The sequence below is a fragment of the Dellaglioa sp. CoH-55-MRSF-6 genome, assembly GCF_056782215.1.
Map to the genome: position 1 here is coordinate 90,925 of NZ_JBXAYJ010000003.1, position 14,965 is coordinate 105,889.

12 protein-coding genes and 1 tRNA gene are annotated in these 14,965 nt (G+C 34.3%); 10 read left to right on the forward strand and 3 right to left on the reverse strand.

What is annotated here, in order from left to right; all coding sequences use genetic code 11:
• Nucleotides 1–2: 2 nt before the first annotated feature.
• Nucleotides 3–440 (forward strand): peptide-methionine (R)-S-oxide reductase MsrB, encoded by a 438-nt coding sequence (gene msrB / locus AC1RPK_RS04205; RefSeq protein ID WP_481761568.1) that lies wholly within the window; start codon nucleotides 3–5, stop codon nucleotides 438–440.
• Nucleotides 441–512: 72 nt separating this feature from the next.
• On the opposite strand, the gene AC1RPK_RS04210 is transcribed toward msrB, so the two are convergent.
• Both AC1RPK_RS04210 and AC1RPK_RS04215 read right to left on the reverse strand, forming a co-directional pair.
• Nucleotides 513–1,832 carry an APC family permease gene (locus AC1RPK_RS04210; RefSeq protein ID WP_481761567.1) on the reverse strand — a complete coding sequence of 440 codons (1,320 nt, stop codon included), beginning with the start codon at nucleotides 1,830–1,832 and terminating at the stop codon, nucleotides 513–515.
• Nucleotides 1,833–1,936: 104 nt separating this feature from the next.
• The gene (locus AC1RPK_RS04215; protein ID WP_481761566.1) at nucleotides 1,937–2,332 is read right to left on the reverse strand and encodes a DUF4828 domain-containing protein; all 396 of its coding nucleotides are present in this window, start codon (nucleotides 2,330–2,332) and stop codon (nucleotides 1,937–1,939) included.
• A gap of 183 nt (nucleotides 2,333–2,515) precedes the next feature.
• Here AC1RPK_RS04215 and AC1RPK_RS04220 point away from each other — a divergent pair, with 183 nt between their 5' ends.
• From AC1RPK_RS04220 to AC1RPK_RS04255, 8 genes are all read left to right on the forward strand, one after another.
• Nucleotides 2,516–3,517, forward strand: coding sequence for a Gfo/Idh/MocA family protein (locus tag AC1RPK_RS04220; protein ID WP_481761565.1), 1,002 nt, complete (start codon nucleotides 2,516–2,518; stop codon nucleotides 3,515–3,517).
• Between the two features lie 103 nt (nucleotides 3,518–3,620).
• A complete protein-coding gene (locus AC1RPK_RS04225; protein ID WP_481761564.1) occupies nucleotides 3,621–4,901 on the forward strand; it encodes a DEAD/DEAH box helicase in 1,281 nt (426 codons plus the stop codon).
• A gap of 130 nt (nucleotides 4,902–5,031) precedes the next feature.
• The gene (locus AC1RPK_RS04230) at nucleotides 5,032–6,189 is read left to right on the forward strand and encodes a GNAT family N-acetyltransferase (RefSeq protein WP_481761563.1); all 1,158 of its coding nucleotides are present in this window, start codon (nucleotides 5,032–5,034) and stop codon (nucleotides 6,187–6,189) included.
• Nucleotides 6,190–6,203: 14 nt separating this feature from the next.
• Nucleotides 6,204–7,643, forward strand: a complete 1,440-nt coding sequence (locus AC1RPK_RS04235; protein ID WP_481761562.1) for a glycoside hydrolase family 1 protein — start codon at nucleotides 6,204–6,206, stop codon at nucleotides 7,641–7,643.
• Between the two features lie 152 nt (nucleotides 7,644–7,795).
• A complete protein-coding gene (locus AC1RPK_RS04240; protein WP_481761561.1) occupies nucleotides 7,796–8,641 on the forward strand; it encodes a PRD domain-containing protein in 846 nt (281 codons plus the stop codon).
• 134 nt (nucleotides 8,642–8,775) lie between these two features.
• The gene (locus AC1RPK_RS04245) at nucleotides 8,776–10,743 is read left to right on the forward strand and encodes a beta-glucoside-specific PTS transporter subunit IIABC (RefSeq protein ID WP_481761560.1); all 1,968 of its coding nucleotides are present in this window, start codon (nucleotides 8,776–8,778) and stop codon (nucleotides 10,741–10,743) included.
• Nucleotide 10,744: 1 nt separating this feature from the next.
• Entirely contained in the window at nucleotides 10,745–12,175 is a 1,431-nt protein-coding gene (locus AC1RPK_RS04250; RefSeq protein ID WP_481761559.1) for a 6-phospho-beta-glucosidase, read from the forward strand.
• Between the two features lie 241 nt (nucleotides 12,176–12,416).
• Nucleotides 12,417–12,701 carry a hypothetical protein gene (locus AC1RPK_RS04255; RefSeq protein ID WP_481761558.1) on the forward strand — a complete coding sequence of 95 codons (285 nt, stop codon included), beginning with the start codon at nucleotides 12,417–12,419 and terminating at the stop codon, nucleotides 12,699–12,701.
• A 101-nt stretch (nucleotides 12,702–12,802) separates the two neighbouring features.
• Here AC1RPK_RS04255 and AC1RPK_RS04260 read toward each other — a convergent pair.
• Nucleotides 12,803–12,876: transfer RNA gene (locus AC1RPK_RS04260), tRNA-Arg, on the reverse strand.
• 229 nt (nucleotides 12,877–13,105) lie between these two features.
• Between AC1RPK_RS04260 and AC1RPK_RS04265 the strand changes: the two genes are divergently transcribed.
• Nucleotides 13,106–14,845: a DUF6541 family protein gene (locus AC1RPK_RS04265; RefSeq protein ID WP_481761557.1), complete on the forward strand. Its 1,740-nt coding sequence runs from the start codon at nucleotides 13,106–13,108 to the stop codon at nucleotides 14,843–14,845.
• The last annotated feature ends 120 nt before the right edge of the window (nucleotides 14,846–14,965 follow it).

A 14,965-nucleotide genomic window follows, 5' to 3' on the forward strand; every position in this document is an offset into this window, starting at 1 on the left:
TTATGTCAAAAGAAACTGAAAAAGAATTACGTGAACGTTTAACTAATGAAGAGTTTGAAGTTACACAACATGCTGCAACGGAAGCGCCATTTACCGGTAAATATGATGACTTCTATCAAAAAGGAATTTACGTTGATGTTGTTAGTGGGGAAGCACTTTTTAGTTCAGCAGAAAAATATGACGCTGGCTGCGGTTGGCCATCATTTTCAAAACCAATCCCAGGTTCTAAGATTGCTGAGTTGGTTGATAATAGTCTTTTTGGTTATCAACGAACGGAAGTTAGAAGTAAGGAAGCAAATTCACATTTAGGTCATGTATTTACTGATGGACCTAAAGACCAAGGCGGATTACGTTATTGTATTAACTCTGCCTCATTGAAGTTTATTCCTGAAGCAGAAATGGAAGCTGCTGGATATAGTAACTATTTAAATAATTTATAAAAAATAAAAACATTCGACTTAAGGGATATGAGCCTATCTGGCTCTAAAAGTTGAATGTTTTTATTTGTATAATTATCCTTGGCTTTTTTGATGAATAAAGTAAACAGGAATGCCAAGTCCCGTTATTAATAGACCAACAAGTGCTAACGTCGTTTGTGTTAATAGTGTCGCAACGAGTATAAAAATACCCCCAATAATCGCGATGATTGGAATGATTGGATATAAAGGAACTTTATAGGGTCTATTTAATTCAGGTTCACGTTTTCGTAATATAAAGATAGCAACGAAAACTAGTACATTAAAAATCCAAATAACAAAAATAAGCATATCTGTTAATAAATCAAAACTACCTAAGAACATCATTATTATTGCGATACTTATTTGTAAAAAGCCCGCAATATATGGAACTCTCGTATGAGGAGATAAGCGTTTTAGCCAATTACTAAAGGGGAGTTGGTTTTCTAAGGCCATCGCATATGGAACGCGCATACCGGTTAACGTATAGCCGTTAGTGGCACCGTAGACTGAAATTAAGATACCAACGGTCACAAACTTACCACCAAATTGTCCAAATAGTTGTCTTGAGGCATCAGAAGCTGCATTTAAATTGCCAGCTAATCCTGAAATAGGAAGAGCCTTAAGAAAAACAAAATTAATTAATGTATAGATAATTGTGATGAAAAATAATCCTGAAATAATGGCTTTCGGTAAATCACGTTCTGGATGGTGCATCTCTCCGGCAATATTTCCAACCCCAATCCAGCCATCATAAGCAAACATGGTCGCAAGAAGGCCGCCACTTAAAGCAGTAAAGAAAGACTGGTGCGCGCCGGATGTTAACGGAATTAAACTAAACGTCACTTGTCCAGGAGTGAAAATCCCCCATATCACAATGACAATAATAGGTAATAATTTTAAAACTAATGAAATTGATTGAAAGGTACCACCAACTTTGGCGCCTAAAAAGTTAATCAATGTGATACTGATTCCACTAATTAAAGCAAATGGGATAATTAAATGTGAATCAAGATGGAAAAGATTAATTAATTGTGTGCCAAAAATAATTGAAAGAGCTGCAATGTTTGCTGGATAATAAATGATTATTTGTGCCCAGCCAAGTAAAAATGCTGGGAAACGGCCATAAGTATATTCGATATATTTAATGGCGCCACCAGTTTCTGGGATGGCGGCTGCAAGTTCTGCAGCGGTTAATCCAGCACAGATAGTTAAAAAGCCACCAAGTAACCAAACAAATAAAGTTAAGTTAGCAGATTGGGTTTGTTGTGTAACGCTTGAAACTTTAAAAAAAACGCCTCCGCCGATAACTGTTCCCATTACAGTTGAAAGGGCAGCGAAAAAGCCAATATCTCGTTTTAGGTGATCATTGTTCATGGAAAAAGGTCCTCGTTTCTATATTAAAATGCGTATTTAACTATTTTAGACTATTTAAACGTGTAATGAAACAAAAAATGAAGATGATAATCAACAAAATTCTGTTAATCTACATCTTCATTTTTATCATCTTGTGATTCTACAATTGGGGCTAATTTAATGGGATAGGTCCGGTTATCTGCTTCGTCAAACAAACTCACTGGTCCTTGATCGTTTGCATCAATTCTTAGATGAAAACCATATTCATCTAAGAAACTAAGTTCACGCTCATCTATATGTTCAATCTTACCATCGAGTGCACGTTCGTCAATTCGAATTGTGAGGTCTGATGAAATATCCAAATTATGGTGTCGATGACTTAATTCATCGTAGAATAGCCAATGTCCAGCATAAAAAATAGGTAAAGAAACCTTAGTTTTAGGTGCGGTTATAGACTTAATATCTTTCGTTAATCCAATAAAAAATGATGCACCTAGTAGTGCAAAACTACGTTTCTTCACAGCTATCCCTCCTAATTAGAACTCTTCTACTTAAATATAGCACTTTTAGCTAACAAGCGGAAAGAATTGCCCAAAATATATATAAATTTAATCTATCGTCACAAAATTGAAATAAAGCAATCGTTATGAAAACGGTTCAATTGTTGTTATAATGAATTTAATAATAAAATGGAGGTATTGGGTATGATTAAATTAGGTATTATTGGTACAAATTGGATTACAGGTCAATTCGTTGAAGCAGCGCATGAATCTAATGAATTTCAATTGACTAGTGTCTATTCAAGAACCGAATTAAAAGCCAAAGATTTTGGTGAAAAATATGGTGCAACAAATTTTTACGATAATATGACAGAATTTTTAAATTCAGATAAATTTGAGGTAATCTATATTGCTTCTCCGAATAGTTTACATTTTGAACAAATTAAATTAGCGATTGAAGCTGGTAAAAAAGTTATTGCCGAAAAACCAGTGGTCTCAAATCCAACAGAAATGGCCGCTATTCAGACGGTTCTTAGGGAACATCCTGGAAGTCAATTATTTGAAGCAGCTCGACAAATTCATCAAGATAATTTCAAAATTATTGAACAAAAAGTAACTGAACTAGAGACCATCCAAGGCGCAACTTTAACTTATATGAAGTATTCGTCACGTTATGATGCTATTTTAGCAGGTGAAGAACCTAATATCTTCTCACCAAAATTTTCTGGTGGTGCATTACAAGACTTAGGTGTTTACGTTGTTTATAATGCTATTTCTTGGTTTGGTACACCACTTGAAGTTCAGTACTATCCAACAATGTTACCAACAGGTGTTGATGGTAAAGGTGTCGCAATTCTAACTTATGAAGATTTTAGAGTGACCTTAAATATTGGTAAGACAGCAAATTCATATTTAACTAGTGAAATCTATGGCCTAAAAGACACAATTGTGATGGATAATGCAGCTGAATTAAATGAGGTTCTTTATCGAGATGGCTCTGATAAAGAAGAACTACTTAGTCAAAAACCAGCTAAAAATCCGATGTTAGCTGAAGCGATTGATTTTGCTAGAGTCATCAATAACCCCAATGACGTAACGAACAAAGCTGATTATATAAAATGGCAAAAACTTAGTGTGACAGTTAATCAAGTATTGTTTGATTTAAGGAAAAGTGCCGGAATTGAATTTCCAGCTGATCATAAATAAGAATTATTGAGATAAGTTTCTGTGAATCAATGGAAGCTTATTTTTTATATGCTATACTTAATTATTAAAACTAATCCTATGAAGTTAAAAGAAAGAGACTAAAATGAATCCAAAATTTGATGCATATTTTAAAGAACAAGGTTTTGAAACACAATCACCCATCCAAGAAGCCGTTTATGAACCTCTAAAATCAGGTGAAAATATCCTTGGATTAGCACCAACCGGTTCTGGTAAAACATTAGCGTTCAGCTTACCTTTACTCGAAAGATTAATACCTAAAGATGGCATTCAACTATTGATTATTGCACCTTCACAAGAATTAGCTATGCAATTAGCAGGTGTCATTCGTCCTTGGGCTAAAGAACTTGATTTAAAAGTTCAAGCTATTATTGGTGGTGCTAATATGAAACGCCAAATTGAAAATTTAAAGAAAAAACCTGAGATTATTGTCGGAACACCAGGTCGCTTATTGAATTTAGCTGAAGATAAAAAAATTAAATTACATAAAGTTAAATCAGTTGTCATTGATGAAGCGGATGATTTATTAACGGATGAAACACTAACAACTTGTCGTGATTTAATCAGCCAGGCACCTGCAGGCATTCAATTAAGTTTCTTTTCTGCGACGGAAACGGCAATATTAGATGATTTGAAAAAATGGTTTGGTGCTAATGTGACAACTTATGATGTTCGTGAAGTTGATCAAACACAAGGTATCGTTCACCATTATTCAATTGAAACACCAACGCGTAAACGTCAATCAACGTTGCGTCGTTTAGCAAATGTTGAAGATTTTTATGCACTAGTTTTCTTTAACCAACTATCATCGTTACAAGATATGGCTCAAAAATTAAAATATGATCATGTACCAGTCGCTGTCTTAGATAGCGAGCAACGCCAAGTTAATCGTGCTAATGCTTTATCACAACTTCATAAGCATGAAATTAAATTATTACTAACGACGGATGTTGCCGCTCGAGGTTTGGACATTCCAATGTTACCCGCAGTCGTAAATTATGATATGCCTAAAGATACGACGTCATATATTCATCGTGTCGGCCGGACAGGCCGGATGGGTGCTGAAGGGATGGTTATTAATCTTGGAAATGAACATGATCTACGTACCTTAAAACAAGATTTAAAAAATACACCATTTGAAATTGAAAAAGGTTACTTATATGATGGTGCGATTGTAACAGAAAGACCAGAACGTGTGGCTGAACCAAAAGCTAAGAAACTTAAACCAGTTGAAGTGAAAGCCAAAACAGTTGATGGTCAAAAGCAATCTGATGAACCAGTAAAGAAACCACATCGTAAAGTTCGTTTGAGAAATCAAAAAAATAAAGGTAAAAGACGCAAACCAAAAGCAGAACATTTTGATTAATGAGAAGGATCATCCAATAATAATTGGATGATTTTTTTATTGACTAATTTTGTAAGCGATTGCACGAATAGGGTAACCGTGCTATATTTAAAGAGGTTAATTCGTACAGAAGAAGGAGTTGAGTAGATCCATGACAAATATGAAGTTAGATGAAACTCATTTTGGAAGTTACTTTGATTTATCAATTTATGCCTTTAATAAAAAAGTATCAGCACAGAGAAAGAGCTTTTTTCGCAAACTTTATGAGCATTCATCAGATTGGGGCTCAGTTGAATCTGGGAAAGTTGTCAGCGGTGTGATTAATACACCATTTACGACTCATTTTCACGGGACTCAATTTAAAATGGGTGGTATTGGCTATGTTGCAAGTTATCCAGAATTTGCTGGTCAGGGTAGTATTGGACAATTAATGAATTTAGCTCTGGATGAGATGTATGATAATGGAACGACATTATCGTATTTAGCGCCATTTTCGTATCCGTTCTATCGTAAATTCGGTTACGAAGCAACATTTGATCAAACGATATATCGGATGAATACGAAGGATTTACCACGATTAAAAGTTAAGGCCATAGGTCACGTTGAACGTCACCGTTATTTGGATGTAAAAGAGGAATTAAATAAATTATACCAACAGAATCAGCTCTCTCAACAAGGTGGTATTGAACGGCCAGATTGGTGGTTAACTTATTCGGCGGAGAAACACCCTAACTGGGAAGTAGCGGTCTATTATAATGAAAAAAATGAGTCAGAAGGCTATCTTGTTTATCAAAGAGAAACTGATGAATTTAAAATCGTTGAATGGATATATCAAACAAGTGAGAGTTGGCTCCAATTACAAAATTTTGTGCTTAAGCATCAATCAGCATACGAATGGTTTAGTTATGAGAGTCCAATTGGACAGCCATTTCCAGATGTACTGGCAAATCCTCAAGTTGAAGTGACAACGCAACCTTACATGATGGCAAGAATTGTAAATGTTGAAGACTTTCTCAGCAGATACCCTTACCAGCAAGATTTTCCACAAATTGTGATTCAAGTTCAAGATTCGACTATTCAGGCTAATGAAGGCTATTGGCAAATTAGCCGAATAGACGGACAAACAAAAGTTGAAAAGACTGAAAATTCAGCAACTACGTTTACAACGGATATTCAAAATTTAACACGAAGTATGATGGGGTATCGAACATTTAAACAATTAAAACAATATGGATTTGTATCAGGCGACGTGACGTTATTCGATGGCGCATTAATTAAAGAACAACCGATATTAAGTGATTATTTTTAAGGAGAGAATAGATAATGGAATATGAAAAAATGAGTCAATTTCCAACTGATTTTTTATGGGGGGCTTCCTCAGCTGCTTACCAAATTGAAGGTGCGTATCAAGAAGATGGTAAAGGATTATCAGTTTGGGATAAATTTGTAAGAATTCCTGGGAAAACATTTAAGGGTACAAATGGTGATGTAGCCGTCGATCATTATCACCGTTTTAAAGAAGATGTCGCCTTAATGAAGGAGCAAGGATTGAAAGCTTACCGTTTTTCAATTGCTTGGACACGTATTTATCCAGAAGGAAAAGGTAAAGTTAATCAAAAGGGGATAGATTTTTATAATCGATTAATCGATGAGTTAATTGCGAATAATATTGAACCTGTTGTGACACTTTATCATTGGGATTTACCACAAGCATTACAAGATGAATATGCTGGTTGGGAATCTCGTGAAATTATTACTGATTTTACGGATTATGCGAAAACTTGTTTTGATGCATTCAGTGATCGTGTTAAATATTGGGTATCATTAAATGAACAAAACGTATTTATTTCTCATGGCTATCAAATGGAGAGTCATCCGCCTGCAGTAAATGATGAAAAAAGAATGTATGCTGCAAATCACATTGCTAATTTAGCAAATGCTTCAGCAATTAAGGCATTTCATGAAGGTCATTATCAAGGTGAAATTGGGCCTAGCTTTGCCTATAGCCCGGGTTATGCAGTTAATGGAGATCCTAAAAACCAAGTTGCGGCTACTAACTATGAAGATTATGCTGCTCATTTTTGGATGGATATTTATGTTTATGGACGTTATCCAAAAATGATTTATAAATGGTTAACTGAACGTGGAACTGCACCTACTGTTACAGAAGCAGATCAAGCTCTTTTAATTGCTGGAAAACCAGATTTTATGGGTTTAAATTATTATCAAACCCAAACAATTGCGGCTAATCCGTTAGTTGGTGGTGTTGGACTTGCTGCTGAAAATAATACAGGTAAAAAGGGGACTAGCTCCGAAAGTGGCGTTCCAGGCATGTTTAAGACTACTAATAATGAATTTTTAAAACAAACTGATTGGGATTGGAATATTGATCCTGAAGGGCTAAGAATTGCTCTGAGAAGAATTGATAGTCGTTACGACTTACCTGTTCTTATTACTGAAAACGGTCTTGGTGCTTATGATAAATTAGAAGAAGGCAATACAATTCATGATGATTACCGAATTTACTTTATCAATGAACATATTAAAGCCATTCAAGAAGCCATTTCAGACGGTGTAAAAGTCATTGGGTATACAACTTGGAGTTTCACTGATTTATTGAGCTGGTCAAATGGCTATCAAAAGCGCTATGGCTTTGTTTATATTGATCGTGATGAAGAAAGTGCGAAAGAATTAAAACGATATAAGAAAGATTCATTCTATTGGTATCAAAAGGTCATTAAAGAAAATGGTAGTAAGTTATAAAGTAATTTAAATAGCTATTGATAACGCTTACAATAAATGATACAATAAATATGAAATGAGTGTTACTGATTCGATCAGGCATGACCTATTGATGTAGATATGAAAATATCTGTATTTGTAGGTCATTTTTTATGGGAAGGGGTCGGTTTGATGTGAAGTTCGTAAAAAATTTTAATAATAATGCAGCTTTAGTTGAATCATCCGACAATGTTGAGTGGGTGGTCATTGGTAACGGTATTGGATTCGGTTATCATGCTGGAGATAATATCGATAAGGACCAGATTGACCGACGGTTTAAAGCTGAAGAAGATTCAGATACAATGAAATTAATTTCAGGATTTGATGCAGAAACTTTGGAAGTTACGACAACTTTTGTTGGAGTAGTAGAGCCATTAATTGATGTGACATTTGATGATGTTCAATTTTTGATTTTAGTGGACCATTTTCAATATTCATTACAAAAAAATCGTGAAGAAATGTTTTTAAATGACCGATCTGTTCATTGGGAAATGAAAAAATTATTTCCAAGTGAATTCCAAGCTGCAAAGGTTGGTATTAAAGAAATCGAATCAAAATTTGACATTACGGTTCAAAATAATGAATTGATTTTATTAACCTATCATTTGATTAACGTCAAAGAAGGCGGACATGCTGTTCAAGAATCGATGAAGCTGACAGAACTCATTTCGGGAATTGTTAATATTATTCAATTAGATACTGGTATTATTCTCGACGAAAAATCATTTAATTATAGTCGATTTGTCTCACATTTACGCTATTTATTCATTAGGCATTTTCATAATACTGAGATTGATCGTGCAGAACTTGACCCTGAGTTGCTCGCCATGATGATTAGTCGGTATCCACAAGTGTACGAAACAGTGGAAAAAATCGTGCAGTATATTCGAGAACGGGCCGATTGGGATTTACAAGCAGACGAACAAGTTTATCTAGTTTTACATATCTGGCGAGTAACCCATCGGCAAACAGAAAATTAAATAAATTGATAATTAGGTGTGTTATTGCCATTTATAAGCAAGCATAAACCCAGTTATCCATGCAAACTCGTATTTTTTGAGTTGAAATGGATAACTGGGTTTTAATTTATAAAAAATATAAAGGAGTGATTGTGATGAGTTACGAAAAATTAGCTAAAGATATTTTAAAAAATGTAGGTGGCGAAGCTAACGTTAATAGCGTAGTCCATTGTACAACCCGACTAAGATTTAAATTAAAAGATGAATCTAAGGCCAATACCGATATGTTGAAAAATATGGACGGCGTAGTGACCGTTGTTAAAAGTGGCGGCCAGTACCAAGTGGTTGTTGGAAATCAAGTTCCGGAAGTTTATGATGCATTAGTTAAAGGTAGCGGACTTGATGGTGATGGCATTGTGCCAGATAATGATGGCGAAAAAATGAAACCGCTTGATGCCTTTATTGATATGATTTCAGGTATCTTTGCACCAGCTCTAGGTGTTTTAGCTGCAACAGGGATGATCAAAGGAATAGTTTCATTACTAGTCGCATTTAGCTGGGTGGCACCGACATCTGGAACGTATATTATTTTAAATGCATTAGGAGATTCTTTCTTTTATTTCTTCCCGATTATCTTAGCTTACAGTGCTAGTAAAAAATTCCACGTTAATCCATTGTTGGCAATGGTTATTGGTGCATCCTTAGTTTACCCAACTATTGTGGCACAATTGCCAGCAACACTAGCCGCTTCAGGTGGAAAAGTGCTGTACACTTTATTTGCAGGAACAATTTTTGAATCACCAATCTATATGACATTCTTGGGGATTCCAGTAATCATGATGAGTTACGCATCATCAGTTGTACCTATTATTGTATCAATTTGGTTTGCATCAAAAGTGGAACCATTCTTCAAAAAAGTGATACCAGAAGTTGTACGAACATTCTTAGTGCCAATGTTAACAGCACTTGTTGTTGTGCCTATTACATTTATCTTTATAGGTCCCATAACAACTTGGGCTAGTGATATTGTGGCAACCGGATTTACAGCTGTATACACATTTAGTCCAATTGCCGCTGGCGCAGTTCTTGGTGGCTTATGGCAAGTACTTGTTATCTTCGGGTTACATTGGGGACTTGTTCCACTTGCCTTACTTAACATTTCAACAACAGGCTCAGATCCAATTTTAGCACTTATGCTAGGGACAACGTTCGCTCAAATTGGGTCAGTATTGGCAATTACAATTAAAACAAAAAATAAAAAACTAAAAGGTCTTGGCTATTCTTCATTTATTTCAGGAATCTTTGGTGTTACGGAACCCGCTATTTACGGAATTACGTTACCTCGTAAAAAACCATTTATTATTACATGTATTTCAGCCGCTATTGGTGGCATGGTTCTTGGTGTATTTGGGACAAAAGGATACATGGTTGGTGGATTAGGCATTTTCTCTATTCCAAGTTACTTGAATCCTAAGACAGGAATTGATATGTCATTCTACGCTGTGCTGATAGCAATCGTTGTTTCATTCGTATTGGCATATGTCTTAACACTTATGTTCGGTTTAACAAAGGAAGATCAAGAAGTACCCGTTGCTGTTGCTGAAACAAAAGTAACAACGTCAGTAGTACCTGTAGAAGTAGAAATGAGTGGAGAAATCCTTGGTAGCCCACTTAAAGGCGAAGTATTACCTTTATCAGAGGTTAAAGACCCTGTCTTTAGTTCTGGTATTATGGGTGACGGTATCGCAATTCTACCTGAAGTTGGTCAATTATACGCACCTGCTGATGGTAAAATAACATTAGTTTTTCCAACAGGACACGCAGTTGGTATGGTGACAGACGATGGCGCCGAAATTTTAATGCATATCGGAATGGATACAGTTGAATTAGAAGGTAAGTATTTTGAAATTCAAACAGAAATTGATACCGTCGTAAAAAAAGGCGATTTATTACTTAAATTCGATATTGAAGGTATTAAACAGGCAGGATATGAAATTATTACGCCAATTATCGTGACGAACACACCAAAATATAAAAAAATTAAACCACTTGCTAAAGACCAGTCAGAAATAATTGTTGGTACTGATTTATTAGATTTAGAAATTAATTCAGGAGGTCAATAAGATGACAAAATCAAATTTTCCAGATAACTTTTTATGGGGTGGCGCAACGGCCGCTAATCAATTTGAAGGGGCCTATGATGTTGATGGTAAGGGCCTGTCATTAGTAGATATATTACCAGACGCACACCATGGTCGCTGGGATTATTTATTTAATGTAAAAGAAGCGATGCAGATGAAAGAAGATTTTTATCCTAGTCATGAATCTGTTGATTTTTATCATCATTATGAAGAAGATTTACGATTAATGGCAGAAATGGGTTTCAAAACCTTCAGAATGTCAATTAGTTGGCCACGGATATTTCCACAAGGTGATGAAAAAGAACCAAACGAAAAAGGGCTAGAATTCTATGATAAAGTTATCGATCTTTGTAACGAATTAGGGATGGAACCGTTAGTAACAATTAACCATTTCGATACGCCGTTAGGGATGTTGAAAAAAATGAATGGTTGGGCTGACCGTCGAATGATTGATAATTACTTAAACTTTTCACGCGTCTTATTTATGCGTTATAAGGATAAGGTTAAGTATTGGTTAACATTTAACGAAATTAATATGATTTTACACATTCCGTTATTGGGCGGTGGATTAGATTTGGAAGGGATTGATAATCCTGACCAAATCAAATATCAAGCGGCACATCATCAATTAGTTGCCTCTGCGCTTGCGACAAAATTAGCACACGAAATTAATCCTGATTTTAAGATAGGGTGTATGTTAGCGGCTGGGGTTACCTATCCCAATACACCTAATCCAAAAGATGTATTTGAAGCAATGACAAAGGATCGGGAAGGATACTTCTTTATTGATGTTCAGTCACGTGGCTACTACCCAAGTTATTCGGCAAGATTATTTAAAGATATGGGTATAGAAATTAAAATGGCAGATACCGACGAAAAAGATTTATTAGAAAATACAGTTGATTTCATTTCATTTAGCTATTATTCATCAAGATTAGCAAGCGCTGATCCTGAGATGACTGATAAAACAGCAGCAAATGTCTTTGATAGCTTAAAAAATCCTTACTTAAAGACAAGCGAATGGGGCTGGCAAACAGATGGCCTTGGTTTGAGAACAACGATGAATCAAATTTATGATCGTTATCAGAAACCATTATTTGTTGTTGAAAATGGATTAGGTGCAAAAGATGTTGTGGAAGAAGGCAATAAAATTCATGATGATTATCGCATTTCTTATCTAAGTGAAAATATTGAAGCAATGGGTGAGGCGATTGCAGACGGGGTTTCTTGTCTAGGTTACACATCATGGGGCTGTATCGATTTAATTAGCGCAGGCTCAGGCGAAATGGCGAAACGCTATGGTTACATTTACGTAGATCGAGATAACGAAGGTAACGGGACGCTAAATCGATTGAAAAAAGATTCGTTCTATTGGTATCAAAATGTTATTAAAACAAATGGTGTCGAATTATAAACTGGAAAAATTGAAGATATAAAATTTCGATGCGATTTAAAATACTGTTTAAGCAATGATTGTTTGCTTAAACAGTATTTTTTTATTTGCGAAAGTCTTATTGCTTAGTGGAAAAATAATATTAGGTGTACAATTATCGAAATCTTAAAGATAGTTTAGAAAAGATTGGATAAAATGATGTGTTTTAGACCTTAAAAAAATTGTTAAACAAATATATATAACGTGGAAGAAGGTCTTTCCGATGAGAAAAAGGTTTAAACCTGTAAATAATGAAATGAAATGGGTAGGAATTGTTAGTATCGTGTTGTGTTTAATTGAACCATGGTTAATAGTTGTGAATTTAACGATTGGCATGTGGTTAGTGGGGACGGGTATGATTGGCATTGGAACTTATATTGAAAGACTACCCTTTTTTCAGAAAAATATTGGTTATCGTCTATGTGGTATGTTGTTATTTATATTAATTGCATTCATTAATACAATTTATATAATAGTAATTCTTCTACTGCTACAATTTCAAGGATAAAATAAATAGCACTTACAAGTTAAATATATAAAAAATAGGTTACAAAAGCTCGGCAGTATACCGAAGTCTTGTAACCTATAAGGCGGAAAATTTATTTAAGATGTCCCTGATCAGAGTCGAACTGATGACCTACCGCTTAGGAGGCGGTTGCTCTATCCAGCTGAGCTACAGAGACAAAAAGGCTGATTACTTCATTGTAAATGGCAAAAATAAATAAGTCAATTATTACTATTGTAGATTTTTAAATTCATAGTCATAATTTTCATTTACAACATGGCTAAGGTGTCAGTAGTTTCATAGATATTGATCTTTTAGTTCTAGCAATATTATATTTCTTGAGTGACAGCACAATTTTCTATTGTTATAATTAAACCATTAAATAATTTTATTTGGGAGTAAATAGCTTGATAAATAAGTTTGAATCTTTAAAAAAATATGGAACGGTATTTTGCGTTATTTTTATATTAAGTTTTTTTCTGACAGTTCCGCAGATACTTAATAATAGTTTAGTAGTTGGTGCTGATTCTCTATTCCATTTTAACCGTATCTATGATGATTATATGCAGCTTAAAACAGGTAACTTTAATTATTTTCAATCTAATTACGGTTTTCAACAAAGTGGTCGAATTGTTAATGCCTTATATGGACCAGGGTTTACTTACCTTTTAGGTGGATTACTAGGTATCGTGCATAGTTGGATTAAATTTGAAATTGTCACGTCATTCATAATTTTCTTTATTAGTGGATTTTCAATGTATTTTCTATCTAGAGAATTGAAAGCGACTAAAAAAAATTCAGTCTTAGCTGCTAGTCTTTTTATGGGTAGTTTCTATATCACTCGATGGTCAATCTATCAGAATTTTATGATATGGGGCGTTATGTTGATGCCTTTGATTGTCATTCTTGGGCTTAAAATGATTAAAAATAATGCTAAGGATTTAAAAGTACTACCTTTAGCATTAGCAGTTTCAGTGCTAATCCAAATTCACGTCTTAAGCGCCTTAATGTCAATTGGCGTTTTAGTTGTATTCTTTTTCATTGGCTTTATTCAAACTAACCAGAAATTACAACTTTTATTAAAATGTTTTCTAGCCAGTTTACTGGCGTTAGTTCTGACCTTTAATGTTTGGGGAGCTATGTTGGATGTTTTCTCAAATAATAAAATATATTCACCATTTGCCAATTCAAACATGTCTGGTTCAACCATGAACCTTTCAACTGGTAACTATAGTGGTACACAGTTTGGATTGGTTATGAGTATCATTTTTGTGTTACAAATTGTTTGGTTGTTTTCAAAAAGAAAAGAATTATCTCTAGCTAATAAGATTGTTACTATAATAGGAGCTATTTTTCTTGCTCTAACTACAAATTTATTTCCGTGGACTAGGATATCTATATTAATTCCACAGTTACAAAGTTTTTTACAGTTTCCTTATCGATTTGATAGTTTTACTACGATTCTATTAGTAGCGGGGTTCAGTGCTACAATTTCTACGTTACCTTCGCCGAATGCAAAGAAAAATTGTTCATTGTTTTTAATTGTCGGAAGTATTTTTATTTTAGGGCAATCGTATAGTGATATTCAGACTAAAAATGAAATTTGGAATTCAAATGAGTCAATTATAGCTAAAGGACATGTTACAACCCCAGATTCTTTAAGTACTGTCCAAATAAGAAATGCTTTTACTAATCGTGATTTAAAAAAAGGGTTAGAGGTAGCACAAAAATCAACTCCAGATTATTTACCTAATAATCAAGAATTAAGCAAGGATCCTTACAATGAATATAAAAATGAAATTATAATGAATAAGTCAAATATTATAAAAAGAGTGACAGATAAGGGTGATTTATCGCTTAGATGGACTGCAACAAAAATAGGAGAAACAATGTCCTTACCTATTATTGTTTATAACAATTCAAAAGTTACACTAAATGGAACTAAGCTTAATATAAAAAAGATTACCTTATCAAATATAGGTAGTCCAACGATTAAAGCAACAAAAAAAGGTATCAATAGAGTAACGCTTAGTTATCATTCAAAAATCATTACTAAACCTCGACTAATGATGGTTATTGCAGCGTGGGTGATTAGTAGCTTAGCTTTTATTACCTTTACTTATAGGGATTATAAAAATGACATTTAATATAAACAAACATATGATTTTAATATACTATATTAAGATATACTTTCTGAATTTGGGTTACAAAAACCTAATCAATAAAATAAGTAGTAGTGAAAAAGGTATAAACTAACAGAAATGCTA

Excerpts from the sequence above, each read along its gene's own strand:
- msrB (WP_481761568.1), top strand. The coding sequence starts at position 3 with ATGTCAAAAGAAACTGAAAAAGAATTACGTGAACGTTTAACTAATGAA.
- AC1RPK_RS04210 (WP_481761567.1), bottom strand. The coding sequence starts at position 1,832 with ATGAACAATGATCACCTAAAACGAGATATTGGCTTTTTCGCTGCCCTT.
- AC1RPK_RS04220 (WP_481761565.1), top strand. The coding sequence starts at position 2,516 with ATGATTAAATTAGGTATTATTGGTACAAATTGGATTACAGGTCAATTC.
- AC1RPK_RS04225 (WP_481761564.1), top strand. The coding sequence starts at position 3,621 with ATGAATCCAAAATTTGATGCATATTTTAAAGAACAAGGTTTTGAAACA.
- AC1RPK_RS04230 (WP_481761563.1), top strand. The coding sequence starts at position 5,032 with ATGACAAATATGAAGTTAGATGAAACTCATTTTGGAAGTTACTTTGAT.
- AC1RPK_RS04235 (WP_481761562.1), top strand. The coding sequence starts at position 6,204 with ATGGAATATGAAAAAATGAGTCAATTTCCAACTGATTTTTTATGGGGG.
- AC1RPK_RS04245 (WP_481761560.1), top strand. The coding sequence starts at position 8,776 with ATGAGTTACGAAAAATTAGCTAAAGATATTTTAAAAAATGTAGGTGGC.
- AC1RPK_RS04250 (WP_481761559.1), top strand. The coding sequence starts at position 10,745 with ATGACAAAATCAAATTTTCCAGATAACTTTTTATGGGGTGGCGCAACG.
- AC1RPK_RS04255 (WP_481761558.1), top strand. The coding sequence starts at position 12,417 with ATGAGAAAAAGGTTTAAACCTGTAAATAATGAAATGAAATGGGTAGGA.